13 protein-coding genes and 1 tRNA gene are annotated in these 16,541 nt (G+C 54.2%); 3 read left to right on the forward strand and 11 right to left on the reverse strand.

The annotated features are described in order from the left end of the window. Positions 1-4: 4 nt before the first annotated feature. The 5 genes from QVO51_RS01775 to QVO51_RS01795 all read right to left on the reverse strand — a co-directional run bounded on the left by QVO51_RS01775 (position 5) and on the right by QVO51_RS01795 (position 4,874). Positions 5-81 (reverse strand) — tRNA-Arg (locus tag QVO51_RS01775). A gap of 110 nt (positions 82-191) precedes the next feature. Then, positions 192-803, reverse strand: a complete 612-nt coding sequence (locus QVO51_RS01780; RefSeq protein ID WP_022356985.1) for a prepilin-type N-terminal cleavage/methylation domain-containing protein — start codon at positions 801-803, stop codon at positions 192-194. A 529-nt stretch (positions 804-1,332) separates the two neighbouring features. Continuing rightward, positions 1,333-1,797, reverse strand: coding sequence for a type II secretion system protein (locus tag QVO51_RS01785; RefSeq protein ID WP_022356986.1), 465 nt, complete (start codon positions 1,795-1,797; stop codon positions 1,333-1,335). Positions 1,798-2,114: 317 nt separating this feature from the next. After that, on the reverse strand, positions 2,115-3,182 hold the full coding sequence (locus tag QVO51_RS01790; protein WP_015557506.1) for a type IV pilus twitching motility protein PilT: 1,068 nt from the start codon (positions 3,180-3,182) through the stop codon (positions 2,115-2,117). Between the two features lie 18 nt (positions 3,183-3,200). Next, on the reverse strand, positions 3,201-4,874 hold the full coding sequence (locus tag QVO51_RS01795; protein WP_022356987.1) for a GspE/PulE family protein: 1,674 nt from the start codon (positions 4,872-4,874) through the stop codon (positions 3,201-3,203). Positions 4,875-5,011: 137 nt separating this feature from the next. Here QVO51_RS01795 and QVO51_RS01800 point away from each other — a divergent pair, with 137 nt between their 5' ends. Then, positions 5,012-5,848, forward strand: a complete 837-nt coding sequence (locus QVO51_RS01800) for a prepilin peptidase (protein WP_022356988.1) — start codon at positions 5,012-5,014, stop codon at positions 5,846-5,848. 51 nt (positions 5,849-5,899) lie between these two features. On the opposite strand, the gene QVO51_RS01805 is transcribed toward QVO51_RS01800, so the two are convergent. Genes QVO51_RS01805 through QVO51_RS01830 form a run of 6 tightly spaced genes read right to left on the reverse strand, consistent with a single transcriptional unit; the run spans position 5,900 to position 13,634 of the window. Next, positions 5,900-6,790, reverse strand: coding sequence for a PulJ/GspJ family protein (locus tag QVO51_RS01805; protein WP_276745877.1), 891 nt, complete (start codon positions 6,788-6,790; stop codon positions 5,900-5,902). A gap of 32 nt (positions 6,791-6,822) precedes the next feature. Next, a complete protein-coding gene (locus QVO51_RS01810; RefSeq protein ID WP_022356990.1) occupies positions 6,823-7,308 on the reverse strand; it encodes a prepilin-type N-terminal cleavage/methylation domain-containing protein in 486 nt (161 codons plus the stop codon). A gap of 12 nt (positions 7,309-7,320) precedes the next feature. Then, complete coding sequence (locus QVO51_RS01815) at positions 7,321-10,041, reverse strand: hypothetical protein (RefSeq protein WP_022356991.1); 2,721 nt, start codon at positions 10,039-10,041, stop codon at positions 7,321-7,323. A 43-nt stretch (positions 10,042-10,084) separates the two neighbouring features. Then, positions 10,085-10,831, reverse strand: coding sequence for a general secretion pathway protein GspM (locus QVO51_RS01820; protein WP_022356992.1), 747 nt, complete (start codon positions 10,829-10,831; stop codon positions 10,085-10,087). Beyond that, positions 10,828-12,423, reverse strand: a complete 1,596-nt coding sequence (pilM, locus tag QVO51_RS01825; protein ID WP_022356993.1) for a pilus assembly protein PilM — start codon at positions 12,421-12,423, stop codon at positions 10,828-10,830. The genes QVO51_RS01820 and pilM overlap by 4 nt, the downstream gene beginning before the upstream one ends. Before the next feature lie 20 nt (positions 12,424-12,443). After that, entirely contained in the window at positions 12,444-13,634 is a 1,191-nt protein-coding gene (locus tag QVO51_RS01830; protein ID WP_022356994.1) for a type II secretion system F family protein, read from the reverse strand. Between the two features lie 587 nt (positions 13,635-14,221). Between QVO51_RS01830 and ilvB the strand changes: the two genes are divergently transcribed. Together ilvB and ilvN are read left to right on the forward strand one after the other, a co-directional pair. Beyond that, the gene (ilvB, locus tag QVO51_RS01835) at positions 14,222-15,937 is read left to right on the forward strand and encodes a biosynthetic-type acetolactate synthase large subunit (protein WP_022356995.1); all 1,716 of its coding nucleotides are present in this window, start codon (positions 14,222-14,224) and stop codon (positions 15,935-15,937) included. Continuing rightward, positions 15,937-16,443 (forward strand): acetolactate synthase small subunit, encoded by a 507-nt coding sequence (gene ilvN / locus QVO51_RS01840; RefSeq protein WP_022356996.1) that lies wholly within the window; start codon positions 15,937-15,939, stop codon positions 16,441-16,443. The genes ilvB and ilvN overlap by 1 nt, the downstream gene beginning before the upstream one ends. Positions 16,444-16,541 lie beyond the last annotated feature (98 nt).

Raw genomic sequence — 16,541 nt, forward strand, 5'->3', positions numbered from 1 at the left:
TTTGTGGCGTTCCCGAGGTGATTCGAACACCCGACCTACCGCTTAGGAGGCGGTCGCTCTATCCAGCTGAGCTACGGAAACGTATGTAAATTGTGAGTCTTGCAGGATCCGAACGAACTCCGTGCGGTCGCTCATCCTAGGGAATAGCAACAGGAAAAAAGGCGACCGAAGCCGCCTTTTTAGCTTGGAAATCAAGATCCGCTGCCCCAGTATGGCTCTACAAAATCGGAAAGAATCGTTGCCCGGTTCAGACCGGAAATGGTGTTGTCGGATTTATCATCGGTGGGGTTGGGGTATGCGCCCAGATACCGGTCAGAATCCGTGCGGGCGCAAATCGCAGAACGCACGATGTAATTGTCCACGTAAACCACCCAGCAGGTTTCTCTGCTGTCACTGAATGTGTTGGCGATCCGGCGCACAAAATTCGTGTATGCTGCCTGCCGGTCTGCGGCGGAGATCAACTCCACGGAAGGATCCGACGGATCCGACACAGCACCTATGGATCCAATTGCTGTGTCATTGACGCTGACGACCTGTCCCCGATCCGCACGGATCACAACCACACCGTCGCCGGTGGAGTTGAAGGAATGATCGCTGATGGAGCGCTCCCGAAACTGGAACTCCTGGGCGGCAGTCTGTGCCGCATTGAACAGAACCCTCGCATTGGAGTTGGTGGTTTTGATGCGGGAACGGGTATAATAAGCGTTCATAGACGGTATCAGAACCGCACTGAGCACACCGATAATGCCGATTACGACCATCAATTCGATCAGAGTAAAGCCCTTGACCTTGTGCTGTTTCATGGAATTGATCCCTCCAGTTCATGCAGCAATGCTGCCATTTATCCACTTACATTGTACCATTTCATACACGGAAAGTCAATAGAAATTTCACAAAAAAACGGGGGGCAGAGAGCCAAAGATTCCGCCGGATTCTTGGCGATTTTGACAAAAAGCATACGGGGGAAGCAAGGTGCATCGTTCAGAGCGTACAGAACGTATGTTCGTATTGCGGTGTATAGCCGGAACATACGTTCGGAACAAATGTTCGCTTTGGATTCAGAACGTATGTTCTTTATGCCCGAACATATGTTTCTGTTTCAGGCTGTCCGGTTTCCGAACAAATGTTCGGTGTTGTATCGAACAAACATTCTTTATATGCAAGAACATACGTTCGTTACCTGCGAGAACGTACGTTCGTCACCTGCAAGAACAAACGTTCTCTTGCGAACATATGTTCGTTTATAAAAGAACGTTTGTTCGCCGGCGGGCAAACGAAAAGCCCCTCCCGAAGGAGGGGCGATGTTTCGTCAAGCCAATTACAAGTTATGTATTAGCCGCCAGCCGCTGCCAGATCCGGCTGAGTCTTGCACTGCGTGGAAACATTAGTAGCACCTGCTGCCGGCGCATCCACAGTAGTAGGTCTCGGATAAGAACCATAGTAAGCACCATTCTGAATTACAACAGCTGTGCAGGTGCCGTTTGCAATACGAGCAGAATAGCTGGTCAGCTTGGTGTAGTCAGCGAAGTAGTTTGTAACCTTGGTCTGGAGATCACCGGTCAAAGCTGTGGTATCACCGTTAAAGCTGGCGGTGTCCACGCCCTCGGAGTCCAGATCTACCAGTGCAGAGTTGATTGCATTGTAGAAGGACTTTGCGTTTGCGTTTGCGGAAGAGCAGCGGGACTTGGTTACATAGCCCAGCATGGTGGGAACCAGGATTGCTGCCAGTACGCCGATGATTGCAATTACGACGATCAATTCGATCAGTGTAAAGCCTTTTGCCTTTGTTGTTTTCATAAGAAAAACCTCCTCAATAAGATCAATTTTTGAACCGCTCTTAACGGCCCCTCGTTGCAGAGTGCAGAGTATGCAGCCGACGTCTTTGCTGTACCCCTTTTCTCTATGGTCTTAGTATATCATGTTTCAAAAAGGATGTCAATAGATTTCAGTATTTTAGACGAAGTGTTAATAAAGTTTGACACAATCGGCTTTTGGATGCTTTTTTTAAGTACCATTTTTGCCGTTTTGCACAATGCTCTAAGCGAATTTGCACAAATTGCGCACTATTTCTGCCGAATTTTGCCGTTGACAGTCCGTAAAATATGAACTCGGTGTTACATTGCGTTAAAATAGCGATAGAACTCTGCCTTATCCTGACAACGCTCCAGTGCGTCCGCCTCGTAGACGATGCCCTGCTTTGCCATGCGTGCCAGCTCCTGGTCCAGACACATCATGCCGTTCTGCTTACCGGTCTGGATGGCAGACTGGATCAGATGCACCTTATTGTCACGGATCATAGCGGCGCAGGCGTCGGTTACGTTCAGGATCTCCATGGCGGCGATTCTGCCGCTGCCGTCCCTCTTGGGCAGCAGGGTCTGGGAGATAACGCCCACCAGGGTGTTTGCAAGCTGGGTACGGATCTGTACCTGCTGATGCTCCGGGTACACGTCGATGATACGGTTGATGGTATCCGGCGCAGAGGTAGTATGCAGGGTGGAGAGCACAAGGTGACCGGTTTCGGCGGCGGTTACGGCAGCGGAAACGGTTTCAAAGTCACGCATTTCTCCCACGAGGATTACGTCCGGGTCCTCACGGAGGGCGGCACGGAGGGCGCTTGCGAAGTCGGGCACGTCCATGCCCACCTCTCTCTGGTTCACCATGCAGCGCTTATGCTCGTGTACATACTCGATGGGGTCCTCGATGGTGATAACATGGGCGCTGCGGCTCACGTTGATGTAGTCGATCATACCTGCCAGGGTGGTGGACTTACCGGAACCGGTAGGGCCGGTTACCAGCACAAGCCCTCTGGGGCGCATTGCAAACTCGCCCAGGATCGGGGGCAGGAACAGATCCTCCAGGGTGGGGATGTCGTTGCGCAGCAGACGGATGGCGATGGCGGTAAAGCCACGCTGGAAGAACACGTTGACACGGTGCCGGTATCCGCTTCTTGTGGTAAAGGAAAAGTCTGTGTCCTTATGCTGTGCGATGCTCCGGCGCTGCTGCTCGTTGGTCATCTGCTCCACGATTTCCAGAATACCTTCTTCGTTCATCTCCTCGTAGCCGCTCATTTTCCGCAGCTGACCATTCAGACGAACGACAGGGTTAATGCCGTTGGTGAAATGCAAGTCGGAGCAGCCCAGCACACGCACTTCGTCCAAGATTTTGTTGATGAGAATTGCCATAGTGTTGTCCTCCTGTCTTTATACTGCATAGGTTACACGAACCAGCTCGTCGATGGACGTTACGCCCTGCTGTACAAGCTCGGATACGTTCTCACGCAGCAACTTTGTACCGTTCTTCTTTGCGCAGATTTCCAGTTCCTCCTTGCTGGCATTGTCCGCAATGAGGGTGGAAATGCCGGCAGAGCAGTGGATGATCTCGTGAATTGCGGTTCTGCCCTTGTAGCCGGTATTGTTGCATTCCGGGCAGCCCCGAGCTTCGTAGATGGGCACGGAATGATCCAGCTTCATCAGCTTGTTCTCATCCGGCGTGGACATCCGGGCGGTCTTGCACTTGGGGCACAGCACCTTAACCAGACGCTGTGCGATAACGCCGATCAGAGAGGACGCTACCATGTAGGGCGGAATTCCCATATCTACCAGACGGACGATGGTGGACGCTGCGTCGTTGGTATGCAGGGTGGAAAGCACCAAGTGACCTGTGATAGCGGCACGGATACCGATTTCTGCGGTTTCCGAGTCACGCATCTCACCGATCATAACGATATCCGGGTCCTGACGGAGGATGGAACGGAGGGCAGCGGCAAAGGTCATGCCCGCCTTGGTGTTTACCTGAACCTGGTTGATGCCGTCGATCTGCTTCTCGACCGGGTCCTCAACGGTGATGACGTTTACGTTGGGCTTTGCAAGCTCACCCAGGGCGGCATACAGGGTAGTGGTCTTACCGGAACCGGTAGGCCCTGTTACCAGCATAACCCCGTGGGGACACTTGATCATGCTCTCGAACATGCGGTAGTTGTAGTCGGACATACCCAGATCGGTAATCTTCCGCAGGGCAATCTGACCGGTGGAAAGAATACGGATAACGATCTTCTCGCCGTTTACGGTCGGCAGGGAAGATACACGGACGTCCAGGGTGGTGCCGTCTACGACCTGTGTGAAACGACCGTCCTGGGGCACACGCTTCTCGGCAATGTTCATGCCGGATATCAGCTTCAGACGGGTGGTCAGGGAGTTATGTACCTGATTTGCAACGTTCATCAGCTCTACCAGATCTCCGTTGACCCGGATCCGGATCCGGGTGTAGGTCTTGAAGGGCTCGATATGGATATCCGTTGCATCCGCACGGAAGGAGTTTTCTACGATGGTGGTAGCCAGCTTTACGATGGGGGCGCTGTCTACACGATCCTTGGAGCCGTCATCGTCCTCATCCTCTACTGGATTCAGAGCGCTTACGCCCTCCAGCACGCTGTCCACGTTCTGCATGGAGTAGTGCTTACCGATCATTTTCTTGATGGCAGTCTTGGTTGCCAGCACCGGAACTGTATCCATACCGGTGGAAACCTTGATATCCTCCAGAATGTTGAAGTTGATGGGATCGTCCGTGGCAACGGTCAGACGGCGACCCTGAATGTTGATGGCGATGACCGTATGCTTCAGCGCCAGCGCCTCCGGCACCTTCCGAACGGCTTCTTCGTCGATGTCCACGGTGGACAGATCCACATACGCCACCTTCAGCTTGCCGGCAAGTGCCTGTGTAAACTTTGTTTCAGAAAGGAAGCCCAGTTCCACGATCACGTCGCCGAACCGCTTGGTGCCCTGCGCTTCTCTCTGTGCCTCCAGTACCTTCTCAAGCTGTTCCTGTGTAATCAGTCCCTGCTCAACCAGGTAATCGCCGATACGGATATTTCTCATTACCCAAACCTCCAATATATATTTGTTTTCTCGGGCAGTGCCGTTCTTGCGGCACACCCTTGTATTTACTCTGAATTTATGCTAGAATAACAGTAATGTGTCCGGAGGGACATCATCATCATCAAGGAGGAATCATCATGTTACCCATACTCTCCCGCACCATTGGCGGCGAATTCATGGACTGGCAATTCTATCTGCTGTTTTTCCCCATTGTCTTTCTTTACGGCATCTGCATCGGCAGCTTTCTGAATGTGCTGATCTACCGGCTGCCCAACAACGAATCCCTCATTAAGCGGTCATCCCACTGTATGACCTGTCAGGCGAAGATCCGGAAACGGGATCTGATCCCGGTGTTCAGCTGGCTGTTTCTGCGGGGCAAATGCCACAACTGCGGCGCCAGAATCTCTCCCCAGTACCCCATTGTAGAGGCACTCAACGGCATCCTATATATAGTAGCCCTGCTGGTACTGGATCTGAACGCCAACGGCATCATCTGCTGTCTGTTCTTCTCCCTGCTGATCGTGGTAGGATTCATGGACTGGAACACCCTGGAGATCGACCTGCGGATCCTGCTGTGCATTGCGCTGCTGGCGATCCCTTCGGCGCTTCTGACGGATACCCTCACCATCCCCCAGCGGCTCATTGGCGCTGTCTGCGTCAGCGTGCCCTTTTTCCTGATCGGGGAGATCAGCGGTGCGGTCATCAAGCGACGCACCGGGGAGAAAGTCCGGGGCATCGAGCTGGGTGATACCCTGCTGATGGCTGCCAGCGGACTTCTGGTTGGCCCCAAGGTGGCTGCGGTGGCTGCACTGATCGGCATTTTTCTTGCTGCGGTCTGCGGCCTTGCTTATAAGAAGATCACCGGTGAATCGAAATTCGCCTTTGGCCCCTTCCTTTCCATCGGTCTTGTGATCGGCACCCTGTTCGGCAATCAGATTGTTGCCTGGTACATCAATCATATGATTCTTGAGTAATTTCGCACAAAGGCGGCAGCCGGAGCAATCGTTCCGACTGCCGCTTATTTTTTACCGTTGATGCTCAAATGCATAGATGATAAAGATATGCTCCTTGCTGCCGGTGCGCTTGCAGGTGAATACATCTGTGCCCCGGGTTCTGACGGTTACGTTACCCGCATCATCAAAGGCATAGTAGTTGGTGCCTGCATTGCTGGCTACGTTGACCAGGCTCATGGCTGCGTTGGTCTCCGTTGCGGTTTCGGAGAAGGTACGCACGCCACCGGACTTGGCAACATCCCGGTAGTTGGTAATCCGCATGGTGAAGTTCGCCATGGAAACGGTGTCTGCGTCGGTCAGACCCAGCTGCACGTCAATGGCGGTGTCACGGAAATAGGTCTCATTGATGGCAAGACCGCTGGAAGTCAGGGTCTTGGGGTATACGCCCCCTGCTGCATGGCTGTTGACGGAGTAGATCCGCTGTGTGATCCGCCCTCTGCCTCTGTTCGCATCGATCCCGCCCACAGAGGTGTCAGTGATCTCCGTGCCGGACGTGCTGTAGATGGTGTTGTCGATCTCCATGACATACACGTCATAATTCAGGTATTGCGCAGTTACCGGCCGTGCCTTCTTGTCAACCACACCGCATGCGCCGTCCAGATACCGCTTCATAAATTCGTCAATGGCCTGTTCCTCGGTGATGGCAACATCGCCGGAGGTAGGGTCATACTGCATATAGCTGCCCTCGTACACGTTGATGAAGTCCGCATAGCGAATGCTTCCCTCAATGTAACGTTTTACGTTGTCAACCGTAGCGGCACTGGTTTCATAGTTGCTGGTGCGCTGAAAAATCTTGGAAACCGGATCCATCAGCTGCATGGCACCGAACATGATCATAGAGAAGATCGCCATTACGACAACCAGCTCAACCAGGGTAAAGCCCTTTAACTGTTTCTGCTTCATGGATTCCACCTCCTGCTTGCTGCGGCTCTGCGTCATGGCGTTTCGCCCTCACCCTCTGTAGGAGTTTCGATCTCCTCCTCAAATTTCAGCGGCCCGCCATTTCTGTCGGTACCATAGGTTTCCGTGTCCACATCCACAAAATGGAGATCCGCATCCATGGCGGTATCCGGATCGGAGGAATCCGCTGTGTTGTAGGTATCCACCAGAATGGAAACCGGAGAGAAGGTGCCCTCCACCTCCAGTACCACACGGGTAAAGTTCTTGGCCGCTCCGGCAGGCACATTTACGCTGAAGCCCTCCTGGGTGGCGGAGGACACATTCTGTGTCTCCGCCTTGGGGGACTGGGCAGACACCTTCCTGTTCAGATGGGTGGTTTCCTGCAGGGTGCGGTTCACGACGATGCCGGTTTCAACCATAACGGCAGCAGCAATGCTGAATACACACAGGGCAATGATACACTCGATCAGGGTCATGCCCTTTGCGGTTTTCTTCGGTTTTTTTCGCAAAAAACGTTTCATGCTGCCACCTCCTTAATAATTCTCGAACTGGATCAAAGCCCAGCTGTTCATGTAGGTTTCATCCTCCGGTGCATCCGGCGGCGTTACCGGCGGAATGTAGGAGGGATAGTACAGGGATACCCATGCTCCGTCGGAACCGGCATTGACGCCGTTGCCGATCATCGTGCCAATGATGCCGATGGCATTGGACTTGACCTGATGTCCGTTGTAGTATACGGTACAGGAGCCAAAGGTCTTGTCAACCTTTTTCGCATCAATATCCAGGAACGGTGCCATGAAGTATGCAGACAGGAATGCTGCGCTGGCTTCAAAGTTCACCTTCGGCATGTTGTAGCCGTCCTTGGTGGTCACGTTCAGATACGGACAGGAGTTCTTGGTAGTGGGCCGGTAACCGGTCTGCGCCTCGATCTTATCCAGAGTATCCTTTACGTCCGGGTCAGTGGGATCCTTGCTCAGGTCGCACCCGTTGTAGTTTGCGGAGTATACATATACGTTGGGACGCTCTGCCTTGTAGATGCCTGTGTCCGGCTTGCCATATGCATTGTAGATCTGGAAGTTTGTTCCGGTTTCCGCCAGAGAAACATAATGACGGGTCATCAAACCAGCCTTGTTCATTCTGACAGAACCACGCAGCAGCATGTTCAGGCTGTACTTGCCCTGGAACTCGCCGTTGGCGTCTGCCACGTCCTTCTTCACATAATCCGCATAGGTGCCGGTGGAGACAACCTGGTATGCCGGGTTGCCGTCCTTGTTCAGCTTCACGTCTGTGCCGTTGGTGATTTCCGCCACGGTAGCGCCGCAATCCTCAAAAATGAAGCCGCGGTAGCCGTTCATATTGCCGAAAGAAACGTTGTCGTCCACAATCAACCAGATGGAGGGATGAGAATCGTCCGGAACGACACGGATATTCACGCCGTCATAGTTGCCGGGGCGCAGCACTGCGATCTCGGTGTTGGCAATGACGATCTCCTTGCCGTTGGGTGTGTTCACTGCATCGTTGGGCTCGTATGCCCGCACGTCCATACCGGCTGCACTGGTGGGATCCACGCTGTATCTCTGCCACCAGCTATCCACCTTACCGCCGTAAGCGGTGGTAGGCAGACCGTAGTATGCATTCTTATAAGGATCCATTGCGGTGGACATGGTGTCCTGCAGGGTGTTAACAAACTGGCGTGCCAGTGTCACATTCTTGCCGCTGGCGTCCTTTCCGGTGTAGGTTTCGTCTGTCAGACCCAGAACGTATTCCCGATCCATATAGTAGGGGTAACCAAGGTTAGAATCGTAAGCATCCGGGGTCAGAGCTGTTGCGCCGGTGGAATCAAACACTTTGTCGGTGTAATCATCCCCAGCCTGATCGTCGTGGTAGAACTTTCCTCCTACCTTGACTCTGCCGTTGGTGATCTTGAGGCTGCCCTTTACAACCAGGTCGCCTTCTACAACGAATTCCTGGGTGCTGATCAGCAGATCGTCATCTACCACCAGGCTTCCCTCCACAACGCCCCTATTGTTGTCAGCGTCGATGCAAAGATCATCCTGCGCATAGATGGAACCACCTACATGCTCCGTGGGATTATCCACCCCGTTGATGAGCTGGTAGGTCCAGTTGGAAAGCAGGGAGCCTTGGTTAAAGTTGATGTAATTCGCATACTTCTCGATCTTGAATTCCGGCCAGTACACCTGTTTTTCCACCTTTTCGGAATCCGGTGTATTGTCGTTCATCATGTACAGATTTGCATAGATCGGGTCAGTCGTGATGATACAGGTATTTCCGCAGAGAATATTCAGCGGAATCTGATGGTTCACATTGACGCCCTTGGCACCATTTGTGATCGACAGTGTCTTTTCTACATAAATGTAGGGGATATCTGTGTAGTTGAGTGCGGCACTTGAGCCCGCATTCAGCACCGCCGGGTTGCCGGAAGTAATGGCAATCTGGTTGTTGAAATTGAAATTTCCCCAGAAGGTAAAGCCGGAGCCAAGCTTCGGGAATACCAGTGCTGCGCCGGAACCGTCAGCGGTAAAGGAACCATTTACAACATAGGGTGCCTCCCATTGCAGGCTTGTGGTATCCTGTGAGGAGAAGTTGGCGGATCCATCAAAGGAATATCCCCGGAGTGCATCCGCAGGATCCAGGTTTCTCCAACGGTTGCCCAGGTTGATACCTGCGCCGCCGAATACGGAAACCTTGGTGCCGAAGGTGGCATCGCCCGCTGTTACCAGACCGCCGCCGCCGCCGGAGGGCGTGTTGTTGACAACGCTGTCCTTTTCCTTTTTCAGGATGTATGCGGAAACGGTGCTGTCCTGGGTACCCAGCTGGACGGTGGCAGTGATCTTGATGATGTCACGGCCATCCCACTTGTTGTCTACATAGTAGTAATCCTTCCCGATGTTTTCAATGGTACAGGATTGGATTCGACCATAGGCATCGCCGGTGGTACCTGCCGTTGCCAGCCGGTCAGTGGAAATATCCACGTTGATCGGGGTGTTGGCTCGCAGCTTATAAACCCGCTCTGCCACGTCTGCGTCATTCTGCATGGCTGCAAGCACGCTTTCCACCGCCATCCGGGCGGTGTACTGTGCCTGGGAACTGGTGTAGGAGTTCTGCGCCCGCTTATTGGCAGCGGATGCAAGCCCCAGTGTTCCCATCAGGAACACCACCAGCACCATCATAACTACGATGACGGTAAACAGGACGGAGCCACCGACTTTTCCTTTCTTTTCATGATCGTTCATAAGCAAAACCGCCTTTCAATCGTTCGCTTATTCGTTCGTATGCTTACTCGCCCAGATCAGCAGCGGTGGGAACCGGAACAGAGTAGAACTTCACCACAATGGTCATGGTGGAGTGATCTATGTTTTCAGCCCGCTCCTCTGCGGTCCAGTTGGGATCTGCGTCCTCCTCGGGGCAGAAGGTGTAGTCAGAGACGGTAACAGATTCTACAAGAACGGTGGTGTCCATTTTCTTGATCTCTGCCAGGAAGTTCATCAGATCCTCCTTCTTGGCTCTGCACTCAATGGTGGAGGTTCTGGTGGCAACGTCCTGTGCAGTCCGTGCGCTCAGTACCAGATATTCCCGCAGCTCCTCAGCCAGTGCCTTTGCCATGGAGCCGTCCAGGTCTGCATGCTGGTTCAGATTGTAGGAAAGCTCGTGGGGGGTCCCGTAGTAGAAATCCAGAGGAGCAGCCTCCGGATCGGTCATGGTCAGGTTGGTGACATGCATGTTGTTGTCATCCAGTGCCTTGTGCAGGAACTGATCCTGCTCGGAGAACAGGGTCTCCGGTGTGAAGTACTCCGCCAGCTTGGCTGCATTGTCCCGCTTTTCGGTAATGCGCTTCTTGGTAGGCTCGATCTGGTTCAGCTTCTGCTCGGTTTCCGTCCAGGTCTGCTTGGTGGTCGCCAGGGTCTTATTGTCCGTGTTGATGCTCTTAATTGTGGGGCGAATCAGAGCGATCGCCACAATTGCAATGATCGCAATGATCGCTACAACGATCAGAATGACTCTATCTCTGTAACTCAGCTTCATTTGCCAGTACCTTCCTCTCCTGTAGTGTTCTCTGTCGTTTCTGCGGTGTCCAGATTGATGCCGTCGCCCTTGATGTCAACTGTAAAGGTATACTCGATCCGCTTGGTCACAGCCTCTGTCACCGGATCTGTTTCTTCCTTCACCTGGTAGCCCTTATAGTCCACATAGTAGAACTTGGTTTCCTTCTCCAGGATGGCGGTAACCGCTGCGGGATACTTCTGTGCCGGATCCTCAGAAGCGTCAACCTCGATCTTCACGTTCAGCACACCGGCGCTGTAGTCAAACTGGGTGATCTTCAGATCGGAAAGCTTTTGCTCATCTGCAACATCGCTGGCCGCCTTTTCTACAATGTCATAGGTTTCCTTGAGGATGTAGGGACGGGTCTTGAATGCGTCACTGGCATCGGTCATCTCGCTCAACAGGGTGGTGACGGATTCCTCGGTCTTCTTGAGCTGCTCCAGCTGTGCAAGCTTTGCCTTGGTTTCGGGACTGTCGATCTTGTCCTGGTAGGTTTTGATCTCGTCCTTGATGCCGTTGTCGTAGATCTTCAGTGCGCCCCATGCGCCCAGCATAACCACTGCGGTTGCCAGAACGGAAACGCCCAGCAGCAGACCGTAGGACTTGTCGGACTTGATCTTGTTGTTGTTGAAGGTGTCGGTTTCCAGCAGGTTGATCCGCTCGGTTTCCTTGTTCCGCTTGAACATTGCGCCGATGGCGTTTGCGTAGGAGGAGAATTCCAGATTCTCATAGCCGTGAATCTGGGGCGGAACGGTGATGATGCTGGTACGAACGCCCATCTGCTCCAGTGCGTTGGTCAGACGAACAAACTCGTGGGTATCGCCGTAGAATACAACGTTTTCCACAACCTCGCCCGTGTTCTTGGACTTCTGGAACTGCATCATACGGAAGATGTTCTCGTTGACTGCCTCAAATACATAGTCGTCGGAGTTGCCGTAGTCCTCGGCGGAGATGGATGCAAAACGGGAGAAGGACAGCTGACCCTTTTCATAAAGGTTCAGGCTGATGAAGTTGTTGTCGATCTGTACTGCCAGCAAGGGCATCTTGGACTTGATCTTTGCGTCGGACAGCAGCACCTTGGTGATACAGTTGCAGCCGATCATAACGGACCGGAGACTGATGGTCAGCATGGAGAACACACGCTTGTAGCAGTCGATGATCTCGTAGGGGCAAGCGGTTGCCAGAACCTTCTGGACGATCTGGTTGTTCTCGTCGGTTTCCTCCCCTACGATAACGTAGGATACGGAATAGGATTCATCGATGCCCAGCTGGGTCTGCATCTCTGCCCGTACCATCTTGACAAAATCCTGTTCCTTTGCCTTGGGAATATGCAGCTCCTTAAAAATGGTCAGGTTGGAGGAGATGCTGATGATGGCCTCCTTGTCAGCCATTCTGTTGGTCTTGAGCACCTGGTTGATGAGGGTTGCCAGGCGGGGCACATCCTTGACGTGTCCGTTGACGATGATCTCTTCCTCCAGGTTCAGGGTCGCTGCGGAGTTGATCCGGATCTTGCCGTTACTCTCTACGCCCTTGATGATGCGTATGTTTCTGTCGGTAATGTCAAATGAAAGCATGTTATTTATCCACCTCTCTGTTATTCGATGTTCTCAAAGGAGTCATACAGTGCGGGAAGTACGGATGCTACGATCAGACCAACCATGATACCGAGTACGATAATCATGACCGGCTCCAGCATGCCGACCAGACGCTGTACTGCGGAATCCGCTTCTTCGTCGTAGTAGTCAGAGGTCTTTGCCAGAATGTCGTCCAGGGCGCCGGCTTCCTCACCTACATAGATGATGGAGCAGAACATGGACTCGAAGATCTCCGTTCTCTGAATGGAAGCGGAAAGGGTCTCACCCTGTTTTACCTCATCCACGACTGTACGGAATTTTTCGTCGATGTAGCTGTTGTTGAGAATTGCGGAGGAACGCTCCAGGCACTCTACCATGGGAATACCACTGGAGTACAGAGAGGAAAGCGTTCTTGCGAAGCGGGCGGTGTAGATCTTGACCACCAGGGCGCCGAAGCCGGGTCCCTTGATGATGAACCGGTCCCACTTGAGACGAACGTTTGGCATCTTCATAGCGTAACGGATGCCGAACACGGCGATCAGCACGAAGCCGATGAGTATGTACCAGTACCCACGCAGGAAGTTACTGATGCTCATCATGACTCTGGTCAATGCAGGCATATCCTCCTCATTGGTGAACAGCCCTGCGAAGGTCGGCATAATAAAGGTAAACAGACCGATGACAACCGCTACACAGAGGATAACCAGGATGATCGGATACATCATGGCGCTCTTGATGGTGTTGTGCATCTTGTTTTCCTTTGCGTAATGATCGGACATACGCTGCATGATCTGATCCAGAGAACCGCTGGATTCACCGGCGGCAACCATGGAGATCAGGAACTGGGGGAAGGAGCCGCTGTGCATTTCCAGGGATGCGGAGAAGGATTCACCCTTCTGCACGTTCTCGTAAATGTCACGCCAGATCAGCTTGCTGGCTTCCTTTTCCTGCTCCCGGCAGAGAATGTCCAGCGCCTTGACCAGGGTCAGACCGGACGTGAGCATTGCCGCCATCTGACGGCAGTTGAACGCCAGCTCCTTGGTCGAAAACTTGTGCGTGGACTGCTTTAACCCCGCCGCCTCGTTGTACTCGGTGGGGAACAGTCCCTTTTCATGAATCTTCGCAAGGAAATCCTGTTCGTCCTCTGCACTCAGAGTACCTTTCCGGATATTCCCTGTGACATCCTTCGCCGTGTAAGTATAACTCGGCATTAAAACCACCTCCAAATTTAATGACACCCGTTACAGCCGGCCCCGATCCGGCTGCCTGCCGTTTTCCACTGCGGCGGTCAGAAGACCGGACGTCAAAACCGCATGCGAATAAACAAACAAACCGGGTTAACCGTTCAAAACCGAACGCAGCGACACTACACTAATATAAAATATTATAGCATTCCCAAAGAAAATTTGCAATCGTGTTTTTTACATAAATACCACACGACTTTTTATTAAGATTAACCAAGAACGCCCCGGCGGCTGTGGAATCCTCTTCGTACAGCCTGCACAGCATCCGAGGTATTCTTAGTAAAATAATATGCAATTTGCCGGGAACTGTCCCTGTTTCAGCTGTCAGAAGACCCGGGCGTGCTGTGATATGGAACAGGGCGCAGTGACACTATACCGTCACGTATATTCTACCATACTGGCACATAAATGTCAACACAATTTTCATAGTTTATGCACATCTTTTGGTGTATTCTGCACGAATCCTGCCCCTGCAGCCGCCTTGACTTTCCGCCGGAGGAATGGTATAATGAATCCGGCAGAAACAGCGAAAAACCAGGAAAGGAGGGAGCAGCATGCGGCTCACCGGCGCACAGATCGTCACACAGGTTTTACTGGAGCAGGGGTGCGACACCGTATTCGGCTATCCGGGGGGGCAGGTGCTTGCCCTGTACGATGCCCTGTATCAGAAGCGCCGGCAGATCCGGCACATCCGCACCGCCCATGAGCAGGGAGCCGCCCATGCGGCGGACGGATACGCCAGGGCAACGGGAAAGCCCGGGGTAGTGATCGCCACCTCCGGCCCCGGCGCCACCAATCTGGTCACCGGCATCGCCACCGCTTACCTGGACTCGGTGCCCATGGTGGCAATCACCGGGAATGTGCCCTGTGACCGGATCGGTCTGGACTGCTTCCAGGAGGTGGACATTACCGGCATCACCATTCCCATCACCAAGCACAACTTCATGGTCAAGGACATCCGACGGCTGGCAGACACCCTCCGGGAGGCGTTCACCATCGCAAAATCCGGCAGACCCGGGCCGGTGCTGGTGGATATTCCTAGCGACATCCAGAAAACCCGGTGGGAGTACACGCCTGCCGGGAAGGCGCCCATGCTGCCCACAAAGCATGCGGCGGCGGAACAGCTGGAGGAGGCTGCCCGGCAGCTGACAGCGGCACAGCGCCCCTACATTTCCTGCGGGGGCGGTGTGATCCGGGCAAAGGCAGCGCCTCTGGTGCAGGAGCTTGCCCGGCGGCTGGACTGCGGCGTGGGGGCTACCCTCATGGGGCTGTCCGCCATGCCCGGAGAGGATCCCCGGTTTCTGGGGATGCAGGGGCTGCACGGCCATTACGCCGCCGCCATGGCACAACGGGAGGCAGATCTGATCCTGGTTGCCGGAGCACGGTTCAGCGACCGGGCGGTGGGGGAGCATGCAAACTTTGCGCCGGACGCCAAGATCCTGCACATCGACATTGACGCAGCAGAGCTGGAAAAGACCATGCCGGTGTATCTGGGCATCGAGGGGGACATCCGGGACGCACTGGAGCGTCTGCTGGAGCGAATCCCCCGACAGTCCCATCCGGCATGGCAGCAGCGGCTGGCGCAGCTGAAGCAGCAGGAGGCGGAGCAGATGCCCCCACCGGAGCAGATGCCCCCACAGGAGGGCTTTCAACCGGCAGGGATCATCCGGATGCTCAGCGACCGGGCAGGGGACGCTTACATTGCCACGGACGTGGGAGAGCATCAGATGTGGACGGCACAGCATTTTTCCTTTCGCACCCCCGGCTCCTTCCTGACCAGCGGCGGTCTGGGCACCATGGGCTTCGGCATGGGTGCTGCCATCGGGGCAGCCATTGGCACGGGAAAGCCCACGATCCTCATCACCGGGGACGGCAGCTTCCGCATGAATTTCAACGAGCTGGCAACGGCAGTGGAGCAGAAGCTGCCCCTGACCATCCTGCTGCTGGAAAATCACACCCTGGGCATGGTGCGGCAGAGCCAGACCCTGTACTACAAGCGCCGGTATGCGGCAACGGATCTGGGGTGCAGCATCGACTATCCGGCACTGGCGGAGGCATGCGGGGCGGTGGGACTCCGGGCAGAGTCCTATGCACAGTTGGATCAGGCGCTGACCAGGGCGGCACACAGTAAAAAGCCGGTACTGATCCTGTGTCCGGTGGATCCGGAACAAATGGTGTTCCCCATGCTCCCACCCGGCGGCAGGGTGGAGGACATGCTGCTGGCGGCTCCGGAATCCGCTCAAAAGCATCACCGAAAGGAGAAGGCATAATGGGACAATTTGTAATCGCAGCACTGGTATCCAACCAGTCCGGTGTGCTGACCCGGGTTTCCGGTATGTTCACCCGGCGGGGCTTCAACATTGACAGTCTGACGGTGGGAGAAACGGAAAACCCTGCCCTGTCCCGGATCACCATTGCCATGCGGGGGGATGCCCATGATCTGGATCAGATCCTCAAGCAGCTGCGGAAGCTCCACGATGTGACGGAGGTGCGTGCCCTGCCCCACAGCGACACCGTATTCCGGGAGCTGCTGCTCATCAAGGTGCGGAATGACGCCCAGACCCGGCAGGAGATCCTGGCGGCGGTGGACATTTTCCGCTCCAAGATCGTGGATTATGCTACGGACGCCCTGTGCATCGAGCTGACCGGGGAAAGCTCCAAGATCGATGCGTTCATTGAACTGCTGACCCCCTTCGGGATCCTGGAAATGTGCCGGACGGGGATCGTCGCCCTGGAACGGGGGCGGAACTGCCTGAAGGGAGAGGCAGTATTATAGTATAACGGAGCCGCCTGGGGCGGCTCTTTTTGCAGTTTGGCTTTTGGTGAGGATCTTTCGTGGGTTTCTTTATGCTCTGCGTGCTCCATTTACGCAGT

This window comes from Ruminococcus sp. CAG:379, from assembly GCF_000434255.1.
Classification (GTDB): Bacteria; Bacillota; Clostridia; order Oscillospirales; family Ruminococcaceae; genus Ruminococcus_F; species Ruminococcus_F champanellensis.